Source organism: Microbacterium sp. BH-3-3-3 (genome assembly GCF_007679045.1).
GTDB lineage: Bacteria > Actinomycetota > Actinomycetes > Actinomycetales > Microbacteriaceae > Microbacterium > Microbacterium algihabitans.
Genome location: NZ_VEFS01000001.1, coordinates 1,499,278 through 1,511,769, shown reverse-complemented (window position 1 = coordinate 1,511,769; position 12,492 = coordinate 1,499,278). Strand labels below are relative to the sequence as shown.

The 12,492-nt window shown below is 69.6% G+C and carries 12 protein-coding genes; 2 read left to right on the top strand and 10 right to left on the bottom strand.

All coding sequences use genetic code 11. The features are described 5' to 3' along the window. Positions 1-90 precede the first annotated feature (90 nt). From FS769_RS07060 to FS769_RS07040, 5 genes are all read right to left on the bottom strand, one after another. Complete coding sequence (locus FS769_RS07060) at positions 91-1,515, bottom strand: DUF1524 domain-containing protein (RefSeq protein WP_144832016.1); 1,425 nt, start codon at positions 1,513-1,515, stop codon at positions 91-93. Positions 1,516-1,726: 211 nt separating this feature from the next. Further along, a complete protein-coding gene (locus FS769_RS07055; RefSeq protein WP_144831248.1) occupies positions 1,727-2,137 on the bottom strand; it encodes a hypothetical protein in 411 nt (136 codons plus the stop codon). A gap of 65 nt (positions 2,138-2,202) precedes the next feature. Then, a complete protein-coding gene (locus FS769_RS07050; RefSeq protein ID WP_144831245.1) occupies positions 2,203-2,862 on the bottom strand; it encodes a methionine ABC transporter permease in 660 nt (219 codons plus the stop codon). Further along, the gene (locus FS769_RS07045) at positions 2,859-3,884 is read right to left on the bottom strand and encodes a methionine ABC transporter ATP-binding protein (RefSeq protein WP_144831242.1); all 1,026 of its coding nucleotides are present in this window, start codon (positions 3,882-3,884) and stop codon (positions 2,859-2,861) included. The genes FS769_RS07050 and FS769_RS07045 overlap by 4 nt, the downstream gene beginning before the upstream one ends. After that, a complete protein-coding gene (locus FS769_RS07040; protein WP_186325448.1) occupies positions 3,881-4,783 on the bottom strand; it encodes a MetQ/NlpA family ABC transporter substrate-binding protein in 903 nt (300 codons plus the stop codon). The genes FS769_RS07045 and FS769_RS07040 overlap by 4 nt, the downstream gene beginning before the upstream one ends. Before the next feature lie 163 nt (positions 4,784-4,946). On the opposite strand from FS769_RS07040, the gene FS769_RS07035 reads away from it, so the two are divergent. Then, complete coding sequence (locus FS769_RS07035; RefSeq protein ID WP_144831239.1) at positions 4,947-6,386, top strand: MFS transporter; 1,440 nt, start codon at positions 4,947-4,949, stop codon at positions 6,384-6,386. A 68-nt stretch (positions 6,387-6,454) separates the two neighbouring features. Continuing rightward, entirely contained in the window at positions 6,455-6,631 is a 177-nt protein-coding gene (locus FS769_RS07030) for a DUF1508 domain-containing protein (RefSeq protein ID WP_144831236.1), read from the top strand. A gap of 86 nt (positions 6,632-6,717) precedes the next feature. On the opposite strand, the gene FS769_RS07025 is transcribed toward FS769_RS07030, so the two are convergent. From FS769_RS07025 to FS769_RS07005, 5 genes are all read right to left on the bottom strand, one after another. Continuing rightward, the gene (locus tag FS769_RS07025) at positions 6,718-7,764 is read right to left on the bottom strand and encodes a type II toxin-antitoxin system HipA family toxin (protein ID WP_222123903.1); all 1,047 of its coding nucleotides are present in this window, start codon (positions 7,762-7,764) and stop codon (positions 6,718-6,720) included. A 111-nt stretch (positions 7,765-7,875) separates the two neighbouring features. Next, on the bottom strand, positions 7,876-8,220 hold the full coding sequence (locus tag FS769_RS07020; protein ID WP_144783855.1) for a helix-turn-helix transcriptional regulator: 345 nt from the start codon (positions 8,218-8,220) through the stop codon (positions 7,876-7,878). Positions 8,221-8,289: 69 nt separating this feature from the next. After that, positions 8,290-9,645, bottom strand: a complete 1,356-nt coding sequence (locus FS769_RS07015; RefSeq protein WP_144831233.1) for a dihydrolipoamide acetyltransferase family protein — start codon at positions 9,643-9,645, stop codon at positions 8,290-8,292. 114 nt (positions 9,646-9,759) lie between these two features. Further along, complete coding sequence (locus tag FS769_RS07010) at positions 9,760-10,725, bottom strand: alpha-ketoacid dehydrogenase subunit beta (RefSeq protein WP_144832012.1); 966 nt, start codon at positions 10,723-10,725, stop codon at positions 9,760-9,762. Between the two features lie 8 nt (positions 10,726-10,733). Further along, positions 10,734-11,864, bottom strand: a complete 1,131-nt coding sequence (locus tag FS769_RS07005) for a thiamine pyrophosphate-dependent enzyme (protein ID WP_144831230.1) — start codon at positions 11,862-11,864, stop codon at positions 10,734-10,736. Between the last annotated feature and the right edge of the window lie 628 nt (positions 11,865-12,492).

Sequence of the window (12,492 nt, the reverse complement as noted above, 5' to 3'; positions counted from 1 at the left end):
CCCGCCCTCTTGTCGAGTGTCCAGAACACGCCGCGTCCCTGCGGAGGGAGCGGCGTGTTCTGGACGCTCAACGGGCGAGCGGCGGGTGCGTCACTCGCAGGCGACTCCGTCGCCGTCGCGGTCGAGCTTGCGGCTGTAGCCGGGCTGACCCTCGTAGATCGGGTCGGCGCCTGCCGCGCGCACGGCCGTGCAGTTCTCGTAGTACACGTTCTCGACCGGAGCCGGAGCCGGCGCCTGCTCGACCGGCGCCGGAGCGGGTGCGGGCTCGGCGGGAGCGGGCTGCGCAGGAGCGGGGGCCGGCGCGGGCTCGACGGCGACCGGCTCGACGACCGGGGCGGGCTCGGGCGCCGCAACGGGTGCGGGCGCTGCGAAGGCCGAGGTGGGCACGACCTGGTCGGGGCAGCTCTCGAGCACGCGCTTCATGGCGTCGCGCTCGGCCTCGGTCACCCACAGGCCGTAGGTCGCCTTCACCGCGATCTGCGCCGCGACGTACGTGCAGCGGTACGACTTCTGGGCCGGGAGCCAGGTCGCGGCATCGCCGTCGCCCTTCTGCGCGTTGGCGGATCCGTCGACCGCGAGCAGGTTGAGCGGGTCGTTCGCGAAGCTCGCGCGCTGGTCGGCGGTGAGCTGCTGCGCCCCCTTCTGCCAGGCGTCCGACAGCGCCACGACGTGGTCGATCTGCACGAGCTCGGAGGTTCCCTGACCCCGCACGAACGCGATGCTCGTGCCCGTATAGGGGTCGGCGAGGGTGCCGCCGGTCACGCGGCAGGCGCCCGAGCGCACGGCGTCGGTCAGGTCGCGGCCCAGGATGTCGTTGCGGGTGTCGCATCCGTTGCGGTCGACGTCGAGCCACCGCTGGCCGAACTGGTCGCGGTCGTAGCCGGTCTTGGGCGCGCGGCCCTTCACGGCGAGCGTGTCGAGCACCGCGAGCGCGGCCTTGTCGGTGGTGGCCGAGGCGTCGGCGACGGTTCCCGCCTGCCCCGCGAACGCGGCGAGCGCGGCCTGGTCGTCGGCGAAGGGGGTGGCGGATGCCGTGGGCGTGGCCGACGGCGACGGCTCCTGCGACGCCGTGGCGACGGGCTCCGCCTGGGCGACCGGGGTCGCGGCCTTCGGCGAGGTGGCCGTGGTGATGCCGCCCGCGACGGCGAACGCGACGACGGCGGCGACGGTCCAGATCGCGGCGCTCGAGCGCGAACGGAAGCGCAGCCAGGTCGGGGTGTTGCGCGCGAGCGCGACGATGCCGGTGATGAGCACCACGAGGGCGACCAGCCCGACGAAGGGGGCGAGCAGCCAGAGGGCGACGAGCAGCACGAGGCCGGCGACGATCCAGCCCCACGTGGGGACGCGCGAGATCCAGCCGCGCGCTTCGCGTCGGGTCGCCGGCGGGGGCGTCGTGGTCACGGTGGGAGCCGGCGGCAGCGGCGTGAAGTCGTTCGTCCACTGGCGGCCGTCCCACCAGCGCAGGCGACCGGGGGTCTCGGTGTCGGGGTACCAGCCCGGGGTCGCGTCGGTCATGCGGCCACCGCCGCGTTCGCGTGGATCATTGCTTTTCGGAATCGCATGGATTCCCCTTCCCCCATTAAGACAACCTCGCGAGTCTATTCAGGGGAATGCAGCTCGACCGACCGCGCCGAATGCGCCTGGACGGATTACGAATGCAGCATGCGTGGGCGGGAAATGTCGAGACGAAATCGATACCGGGCGCGCGCGGGATGCGGGATGCGACTCAGCGGGCTCGACGTCGCGTGCGCCAGGCCTTCCACGCTCCGGTCGACCAGAGCGCCCAGACGACCAGCAGGGGCTGGAAGAGCAGACGGATGCCGCGGGCGAGGTCGGTGTCGAGGCCGAAGGCGTCGGTGCCCCGGACGAACTGCTCGATGTTGCCGGGGAAGATCGCGACGAAGAAGGCCGCGACGATCCAGCCGACGGCGACGCGCCAGCGGCCGAGGAAGAGGAGGGCGAGTCCCAGCGCGATCTCGACGACGCCCGATGCCACGACCGTGACATCCACCGGAAGCGGAAGCCATGACGGCACCTGAGCGACGAAGTCGTCACGGGCGAACGTCAGGTGCGCGGTGCCGGTGAAGACGAGTGCGGCACCGAGCAGCCAGCGGGCGAAGGTGCGGGGGAGGCTCATCCTCCGAGGGTAGGCGGGCTGCGGGGGCGCGCGGCCCGCCCGTGCCACCCCCGCTCGCGCCGCCGTCAGCGGCGCAGGATGCGGTGCGCCAGAGCGTTGCCGATCAGCTGGCCGACCTGCACGATGACGACGATGATCGCGACCGTCACCCACGTCGCCTGCTGGTTGAACTGCTGGTAGCCGTAGATGATCGCGAAGTTGCCGAGCCCGCCGCCGCCGATGTATCCGGCCATCGCCGACATGTCGACGACAGCGATGAACATGAACGTGTAGCCGAGGATCAGCGGGGCGAGCGCCTCGGGGATGACGACGCCGAACAGCACGCCGATGCGGCGCGCGCCCACGGCCCGTGCCGCTTCGACGGTTCCCGGGTCAACGGCCACGAGGTTCTGTTCGACGACGCGGGCGATCACGACCGTGGCCATGATCGTGATGGGCACGATCGCGGCATCCGTCCCGAGGGTCGATCCCGTCACGGCACGGGTGACCGGGGCGACCGCGGTGAGGAAGATGATGAACGGGATCGGCCGGATGAGGTTGATCACCAGGTTCGCGACGAAGAACACGACGCGGTTGGCGAAGAGGTTGCCCGGCCGCGTGGCGTACAGCAGCGCCCCGATCGCGAGGCCCGCGACGCCGGAGATGGCCAGCGAGACGGCGACCATGTAGACGGTCTCGCCGATCGACTGCAGCAGCACCGGGGTGAGGGTGTCCCACTTGTTCACGCGGTCACCTCCCGAACGGGCACGGTGACGTCGGTGTGCGCGCGCAGCTCCGACACGACGGCCGGGAGGTCGTCGGTGTGCACGCGGTAGGTGAGAGTGCCGAGCTGCCGGCCCAGCACGTCGGTCACCCCGCCGTAGACGACCGAGTGGCGCACGCCGTGGCGGTGGAACACGGCGGAAACGTCTTCGCTGGAGAACTCGTTGATCTCGACGCTCACCAGGTCGCCGCCGCCCGCGGCGAGCGCCGTCAGCGCCTCGCCCGAGGGGACGCCCTGGGTGACGGCCGCCACGAATCGCTTCGTGAGCTCGGCGCGCGGGTGCGCGAACACGCGGTAGGTGTCGCCGCTGTCGACGACGCGGCCGCCGTCCATCACGACGACCTGATCGCACAGTTCGTGCACGATCGAGATCTGGTGCGTGATGACGACGATCGTGATGCCCAGGCGCCGGTTGATCTCGCGCAGCAGGTCGAGCACCTCGGCCGTGGTCTGCGGGTCGAGGGCACTGGTCGCCTCGTCGGCGAGCAGGATGCGCGGGTCGGTCGCGATCGCCCGCGCGATGCCCACGCGCTGCTTCTGCCCGCCCGACAGGCGCCGCGGGTACTGCTTGGCCTTGTCGCCGATCCCCACGAAGTCGAGCAGCTCGGCCACGCGCTTGTCGCGGTCGACCTTCTTCCACCCCGCCACCTTCAGCGGGTACGCGACGTTGGCCGCGACCGTGCGCGAGGTGAAGAGGTTGAACTGCTGGAAGATCATGCCCACGCGGCGCCGCAGGTCGCGCAGGGTCGACTCGCTGGCATCCCCCACATCCACGCCCAGCACCTCGACGGTGCCCGACGTCGGCTGCTCGAGCCCGTTGAGGAGCCGCACGAGCGTCGATTTGCCCGCCCCGGAGTACCCGATGATCCCGACGATCGACCCCTCCTCCACCGTCAGCGACACGTCGTCGACGGCGGTGGTGGAGGTGCGGCGATCGGTGCGGAAGCTTTTGGTGACCCCCCGCAGCTCGATGACCGCGGTCATCCGTTCTGCGCCTTGACGGCATCCTCGAGGCTGGTGAGCTCCTCGGTCAGCTGCGCGCCGGTCCACTCGGTCTTGAACTGCAGGTTGCCCTGGTTCAGCTCGGTGACCGCGGCCTCGACCTCGGGCGAGTGGTATGCCTCGACGAGCTTGGCCCAGCGGGGGTCGTCCTTCTTGTCGTCGCGCGTGACGAAGGCGTTGATGTACGGGGCGAGCTGCGGGTTGTCGAGGTCTTCCTTGAAGATGATGAGCTCGTCGCCGAGCCCGCCCTTCTGCGCCTGCGTGTTGTTGACGATCGCGGCCTGGGCGCTGCCGTCCTTGAGCGCGGTCACCGTCTGGTTCGTGTCGACGGGCAGCAGCTTCACCTTCGTCGACTCGATGTCGGCCGGGGTCGAGAGGGCATTGCCGCCGTCCTTGAGGGTGAGCAGCCCCGCCGTCTGCAGGTTGAGCAGGCCGCGCGCGAGGTTGGTGGCGTTGTTGGGGATCGCCACGGTCGCGCCCTCGGGCAGGTCTTTCACGTCGCGGTACTGCTCCGAGTACAGCGCGAGCGGGTACACCGCGGTCGCGCCGACCGGCACGAGCGAGCCGTTGTTCTCGACGTTGAACTGCGACAGGTAGATGAGGTGCTGGAAGAGGTTCACGTCGAGCTCGCCGTCTTGCACGCCCTGGTTGAGCTGCACGCCGTCGTTGATGGTGCGGACCTCGAGGTCGATGCCCTCGTCGGCCAGCTTCTGCTTCAGCACGGTCCAGTGCGCCTCGGTGCCGTCGTCGGCTCCGAGCACGATGCGCGAGGAGTCGTCTCCGGATGCCGCTCCCCCGGCGCAACCGGTCAGGGTCAGCATGAGGGCGGCGGCGGAAGCACTGAGGATCGTGGCCAGGCGTGCGGTGCGGCGTGAAGTCATGAGACCACGTCAGCACGCGGCATCCGGGATCCGAATTCGACGCGTTACGGCCGGTAACGGGCTGTCACGCGGGGTAATCGATTGGGCGGATGCCGGCGCATCGGCGATGATCGCACGCCTCACCGACCCGCGGGCTCACAGCGAAGGCGTAGCCTGGACAGCGATGTCACGGGATGAAAACGCGCGTAAGAGATTGTCCCGGAACAGCCCCCAGGGTCTGGTCGTCGCGATCCTGGCCCTCGCCGGCCTGTGTTCGTCGTTCATGTTCACCCTCGTGGTGCCGATCCAGTCGCAGCTGCCGCAACTGCTGAACGCCTCGCGCGACGACACCGCCTGGGTCGTGACCTCGACGCTGCTGGCCGCGGCCGTCATCACCCCCATCGCGGGCCGCCTCGGCGACATGTACGGCAAGCGCCGCATCGTGCTCGTGCTGCTGGTCGTGATGATGCTCGGCTCAGTCGTGGCGGCTCTGTCGACCGGGATCATCGGCATGATCATCGGCCGCGCGCTGCAGGGCGCCGTGGTCGGCGTGGTGCCGCTGGGCATCTCGATCATGCGCGACGTGCTGCACGAGAACCGCGTCGACAGCGCGATCGCCCTCATGAGCGCGACGCTCGGCGTCGGCGGCGCCCTGGGGCTGCCGATCAGCGCGCTCGTGGCCGAGAACACCGACTGGCACTGGCTGTTCTGGATCGCCGGAGCCCTCGGCGCGATCGTCTTCGTCTTGATCCTCTGGATCGTCCCCGTCAGCGTGCTTCGCACCGCCGGGCGCTTCGACTACCTCGGTGCCGTCGGCCTCGCGATCGGTCTGATCGGCGTGCTCCTCGCCGTCTCGCGCGGCAACTCCTGGGGCTGGACGTCGCCGCTGACGCTCGGCCTCGCCATCGGCGGCATCCTCGTCCTGCTCGTGTGGGGCTGGTACGAGCTGCGCGTCGACAATCCGCTGCTCGACCTCCGCGTCGCCGCGCGCCGCCCGGTGCTGCTCACCAACCTGGCATCCGTCGCGATGGGCTTCGCCCTCTTCACCTCGAACGTCGCGTACCCGCAGATGCTCGAGCTGCCCGTCGCCACCGGCGTCGGCCTCGGCCTGTCGCTGTTGGCCGCGAGCCTCGTGGTCATGCCGTCGGGCCTGGTGATGATGGTGCTCTCGCCGATCTCGGGCACTCTCGCCCGCACGATCGGCCCGCGCGTGCTGCTGATCGCCGGCTCGATCTCGCTGATCCTCGCCTACGGCTTCAGCCTCATCTTCTCGACCGAGGTCTGGCACTTCATCGTGGCGAACATCCTCATCGGTTTCGGCATCGGCTTCGGCTACGCCGCCATGCCCATGCTCATCATGCGCGCCGTTCCGCCGAGCGAGACCGGCGCCTCGAACGGCCTCAACGCCCTCGCCCGTTCGCTGGGCACGAGCACCGCCGCCGCGATCGTCGGCGTCGTGCTCGCGACGCTGTCGACCGGTTCGGGTGACACGCGTGTCCCGACCTCGCAGGCATTCCAGGTGTCGTTCCTCATGGGCATCGGGGCTGCGGCGATCGCGCTGGTGCTGGCGTTGCTGATCCCCACGCGGTCGACGCCGGTCGAAAAGCACCCCTCGCTGCCCTGAGCCCTCCACCCCTCTTGCGGGGGAATGCACGCGGGCTGATGATGTTCCCGTCTAGCAAAGGAGCTGACATGGCGGGCAAATTCGAGCTCTACAAATCCCCGAACGGCCAATTCCGGTTTCGCCTGAAAGCAGCGAACGGCGAGATCATCGCGAGTTCCGAGGCCTATACGACCAAAGCGGCGGCGGCCAACGGCATTGAGTCGGTGAAGAAGAATGCGGATTCGGCGATCGTCGATCTGACCTGAGGCCCACACCTCGCGCGAGCAACCGCGCAAGCGCGCCTGCTCGGCGTGGTTGAGCGCCGCCTCGATCCCTCTGTCGTACGCGCCGATCAGTAGTCGCGAAAGCCGTACAGAGTTCCCGGGTTGAGGAACTGCCTCCCCCAGAGCAGACGCCGCTCGCCCGCCGTCAGCAGTCCATGATCCGCCGCCTCCTCCCAGTAAGTCCGGATGGCGTCGTCGATCCGAGCGACGATCGCCTCGGCGTCAGACGCGGTGAGGTCGTAGAGGTGACGCGCGGCGAGGAGGTCTGTGAAGCTGTTCCGCTTCGATCCCGTGCGGTCGTAGGCGATCGCTTGCGACGCGGTCTCGCCGCTGCGACTCATCGGCGAGAGGTCGTACGCGGGGCTGAGGCGCGCGCTCACCCCGTCCCAGAGAGCCGCATGATTTCGCAGATGGTCGTCTGAGTTGGAGATGGCCATGTTGAAAGCGACTCGCGCGAAGAGCTCTTCAGCGGTACCCGCCGGAGCCCCCCAGCGACGGAGGGCGTCGAGGAAGTCGACGTAGGTGCCACTACGAGCCTGGAGTTCGTCCAGCCCGGTCAGAGTCAGTGCGCTCGACGCGAGGATCCGACCGCCGACGGCGGTGCGATCGAAGCGCCCGACGAGGAGGACCGTCCGCCCGAGCGCGCGCACGACACGGGTCGATGCGACGTCCAGTCCGGCCTTCTTCGCGAGGAACATGCTCGCCGCTTCGGCACCGACGACGGGGAAGTGGTCATTGGATGCCGTGAACTTCGCGATGTACTGCCGTCCGCCCTCCTCGATCACGGTCTTGGGACGTGCGCCTCCCATCGCCGTTCCACTCAGCAGAGCGCGCTCGAGCTCGAACGGCAGCTCACCACCGCCCTCCACGATGTCGGCCGCGTCGAGGAGCTCGGAGAGAGACGCCGATGCCGCCTCCCGTGGGACGTACGCGCTCGACGACGCCTGGAAGTCGATGGCACCGAAGCGGTTTGACGCCGAGTGCAGCAGATACGTGCGCTCGTCCAGATCGCCGGTGTCGACCTGATCTCCCCGCTCGCCCGTGACCTGGTACTGGACGACGCGTCTCCCCCAGGCGTCCGGCGAGGCGTCCCTCAGCGCCCCCGGCAATCCCATCGACCCGGTGGGGGCGAAACTCTTCGACGACAGAGGGAGGGTGGGCGCAAGCGGAGCCGTCCGGCCGGCACCGGATCGGTCTCTCCCGGCAGCCATACCCAGACGAAGACGTCAGAAGTCGAGACCATCGTCATCGCCTTCTCGCGGCGGGGTCACGCGGCGCGGCAGCAGTGCGAGCCGTTCCTCTCCGCGGCGCCGAAGCGCCAGGAGCTCGCTCGGATCATCGACGCCGAAGAGGGGGACTCCGACGATCGACGCGACCTTGAAGACGTTGCCGATGCTTGCTGCGGCACTGCCGTTCTCGATCGCGGTCAGTGTCTTGCGCGAGACCCCGGCGGACCCCGCCAGGTGTTCCGCTGTCATCCCCCGCGCCAGACGAGCGAGACGGATCTGTTGCCCGAGCACGGCGACCGCGTCTTCCGCGACACGCGTCATGCCGATTTGTTGACGCCCCATGGGTAATACTCTACCCGAGGAGCATCCTTGCGGGTAAAGTATTGCCCTTTACCGCGTGGAGCGGGTCTGTCAGTCCAGCAGCAGCGCCGGCTCCTCGAGCACGGATGCCACGTCGGCGATGAACCGCGAGATCCCGTCGCCGTCGACCACGCGGTGATCGAACGAGCCCGACACCGTGGTCACCCAGCGGGGACGCACCTCGCCGTCGACGACCCACGGCTTCTGACGGATCGCGCCGAGCGCGATGATGCCGGCCTCACCCGGGTTGATGATCGGGGTGCCGGCATCCACTCCGAACACACCGATGTTCGTGATCGTGAACGTGCCGCCGGTCTGGTCGGCGGGGCTTGTCTTGCCCTCGCGCGCGGTGAGCGTGAGGTTCTCGAGCGCCTTGGCGAGCTCGCGCGTGTTCATCGACTGCGCGTCCTTGATGTTCGGCACGAGCAGGCCGCGGGGGGTCGCGGCGGCGATGCCGAGGTTGACGTAGTGGCGCACCGAGATCTGCGCGCCGTCTTCGGTGTCGACCCACGCGGCGTTGATCATCGGCGTGCGGCGCAGAGCCCAGATCACGGCGCGCGCCATGATCAGCAGCGGCGAGATCTTCACGTCGGCGAAGTCGGGCGAGGCCTTCAGGCGCTTGACGAGCTCCATCGTGCGCGAGGCGTCGACGTCGACCCACACCGACACGTGCGGCGCCGAGTACGCGCTCGAAGTCATCGCGTTGGCGGTCGCCTTGCGCACGCCGCGGACGGGGATCGACTCCTCGCGGGCATCGGCGGCCGGGGCGGGGGCGGATGCCGCGGGGGCGGGCGCTGCGGGAGCGGCCACCGCGATCGTCTCCTCGCGCACGGTGCCCCACTCGGGCGTCTCGATGTTGCGGAAAACGCTGGCCTGCTCGGCGTGCTTCACGACGTCGTCGCGGGTCACCTCACCGGCGGGTCCGCTGGGCGTGACGGCCGACAAGTCGACGCCGAGGTCGCGGGCGAGCTTGCGGATCGGGGGTTTGGCGACGACACCGACGGATGCCTTGACCGGGCGCTCGGCGGACGGTCCCTGAGCCTGTCGAAGGGTTCGACGCCGAGACGACACCGCTCCACCCGTGCCGTAGCCGACGAGCACGGCCCCGCCGGGGTCGCTGGGCTCGGGGACGCTCACCGGTTCTGCGGGGGCCGGGGTGCCGGCATCCGCCGATCCGATCGTGATGATCGGGGCGCCGACCTCGACGGTGGAACCCTCGGATGCCAGGAGCTCGCCGACCGTGCCCGAGTAGGGCGACGGCAGCTCGACGAGCGACTTGGCCGTCTCGATCTCGACGATCACGTCGTTGACGGCGACGGAGTCACCGGGCGCCACGCGCCACTGCACGATCTCGGCCTCGGTGAGGCCTTCTCCGACGTCGGGGAGAACGAAGGTCTGCTCGGTCACGGTGGTGTCCTTTGCTCGCGAGACTTCATCTCGCTGACGAAACGGTGACAGGCTGTCGCGGATTCGTCAGCGAGTTGCAGTCTCGCGGTTCATGGCGGGGAGAGGAAGAGCGGGTCAGTACGCCAGAGACCGGTCGACGGCCTCGAGGATGCGGTCGGCGTCGGGCAGGTAGGTGCCTTCGAGCTTCGCGGGCGGGAAGGGCACGTCGAAGCCCGAGACCCGCAGCACGGGCGCCTCGAGCGCGAAGAAGGCCTTCTCCATGACGGTCGCGGCGATCTCGGAGCCGAGCGAGGTGAAGCCCGGCGCCTCCTGCGCGTAGACCATGCGGCCGGTGCGGCGCACCGAGTCGAGCAGGGGGCCGTAGTCGACCGGCGAGAGCGATCGCAGGTCGATGACCTCGCAGCTCGTCCCCTCGCTCTCGGCAAGGGCTGCCGCCTGCAGCAGGGTCGTCACCATCGCCCCGTGACCGACGAGCGTGACGTCGGTGCCGCGGCGCACGATGCGGCTCGCGTGCAGCGGCAGCGCGGGGGCCTCGAGGTCGACCTCGCCCTTCTGCCAGTACTTGGCCTTGGGCTCGAGGAAGACGATGGGGTCGGGCGAGGCGATCGCCTGCTGCATCATCCAGTAGGCGTCGTTCGCGTTCGAGGGGCTCACCACGCGCAGACCCGGGGTGTGCGTGAAATACGCCTCCGGGCTCTCCTGGTGGTGCTCGACCGCGCCGATGTGTCCGCCGTAGGGGATGCGGATGACGACGGGCATGCGCACCCCGCCCTCGTGGCGGTTCGTGATCTTCGCCAGCTGCGAGGTGATCTGGTCGAAGGCGGGGAAGACGAAGCCGTCGAACTGGATCTCGAGCACCGGCTTGAAGCCGCCCATCGCGAGACCGATCGCCGTGCCGACGATGCCCGACTCCGCGAGCGGGGAGTCGATGACCCGGCGCGGACCGAAGTCTTTCTGCAGGCCCTCGGTCACGCGGAAGACGCCGCCGAGCGGGCCGATGTCCTCTCCCATGAGCAGCACGCGGTCGTCGGTCTCGAGCGCACGACGGAGTCCGGCGTTCAACGCGCGGCTGATCGGCATGTTGTCGGTCACTGCGCGCCCCCTTCCATCGAGGTCTCGTAGTCGTCGAGCCAGCGCTGCTCCTCGGCGATCACCGCGTGGGCCTCGGAGTAGACGCTCTCGAACATGTGCACGCGCGGAATGCCGCCGAGCTCGTTCGTGCGCACGCGCACGTCGTCGGCGAGGGCCGCGCCCTCGGCATCCGCGTCGTCGAAGAACTGCTGCGGGGCGCCGCGTCCTTCGAGGTAGGCGCGCATGCGGGCGATCGGGTCGCGCTGCGCCCACGCCTCCTCTTCGTCAGAGGTGCGGTACTTGGTGGGGTCGTCGCTCGTGGTGTGCGCGCCCATGCGGTAGGTCATCGCCTCGATCGAGCGGGGACCGCCACCGGCGCGCGCCTCGTCGAGGGCGAGCTTCGACACGGCGTAGCTCGCGAGCACGTCGTTGCCGTCGACCTGCAGGCTCGGGATGCCGTAGCCCTCACCGCGCTTGTACAGCGGCGAGCGCGACTGCGTCGCGACCGGCACCGAGATGGCCCACTGGTTGTTCTGCAGGAAGAACACCTCGGGGGTCTGGAAGCTCGCGGCGAAGACCATGGCCTCGTGCACGTCGCCCTGGCTCGAGGCGCCGTCGCCGTAGTAGACGATCACGGCCTCGTCGCGCTCGGGGTCTCCGCTGCCGCTCTTGCCGTCGAACACCAGGCCCATGGCCAGGCCCGTGGCGTGCAGCGTCTGCGCACCGAGCACGAGCGTGTAGATGTGCGTGTTGCCGTTCTTGGGGTCTGTCGGGTCCCACCCGCCGTGGGTGAGTCCGCGCATGAGGCGGATGATGTCGAGCGGGTCGACGCCGCGGATGCGGGTGACCACGTGCTCGCGGTACGAGGGGAAGACGTGGTCCTGCGCGCGGGCCGCACGAGCGGAGCCGACCTGCGCTGCCTCTTGCCCGAAGGACGGCGGCCACAGGGCGAGCTGCCCCTGGCGCTGCAGGTTGGTGGCCTGCACGTCGAACGCGCGGATCGAGACCATGTCGCGGTAGAAGGTCTCGAGTTCGGCGTCGGTCAGGGCGTCGATGAGCGGCAGGTAGCGCTCGGCCGCGGGCGTGGGCGCCAGCGTGCCGTCGGCTGCCAGAACGCGCACGAGAGCGGGGTCGTCGAGCGGGGTCATGAACCCACGCTAACGCGCGACCTATGCGCGAGACCGCATGAGGTGCACAACGGATGCCGCGATTCGGCGTCCGTTGTCGACAAAGAGACGCCGTGCTGTGCCGCCGAGGCGGGGCCCGGTCCCTTCGACAAGCTCAGGGACCTGTGCCGCGCGAGGTGGCTGAGCCTGTCGAAGCCACCGGGCATCCGCGGGTCTCGGGCCCTTCGACAAGCTCAGGGACCTGTGCAGCGCCAGGTGGCTGAGCCTGTCGAAGCCACCGGGGCCACAGCGGGTCCCGGGCCCTTCGACAAGCTCAGGGACCTGTGCCGCGCCAGGTGGCTGAGCCTGTCGAAGCCACCGGGGCCACAGCGGGTCCCGGGCCCTTCGACAAGCTCAGGGACCTGTGCAGCGCCAGGTGGCTGAGCCTGTCGAAGCCACCGGGGCCACAGCGGGTCCCGGGCCCTTCGACAAGCTCAGGGACCTGTGCCGCGCCAGGTGGCTGAGCCTGTCGAAGCCACCGGGGCCACAGCGGGTCCCGGGCCCTTCGACACGCTCAGGGACCTGTGCCGCGCCAGGTGGCTGAGCCTGTCGAAGCCACCGGGGCCACAGCGGGTCCCGGGCCCTTCGACAAGCTCAGGGACCTGTGCGG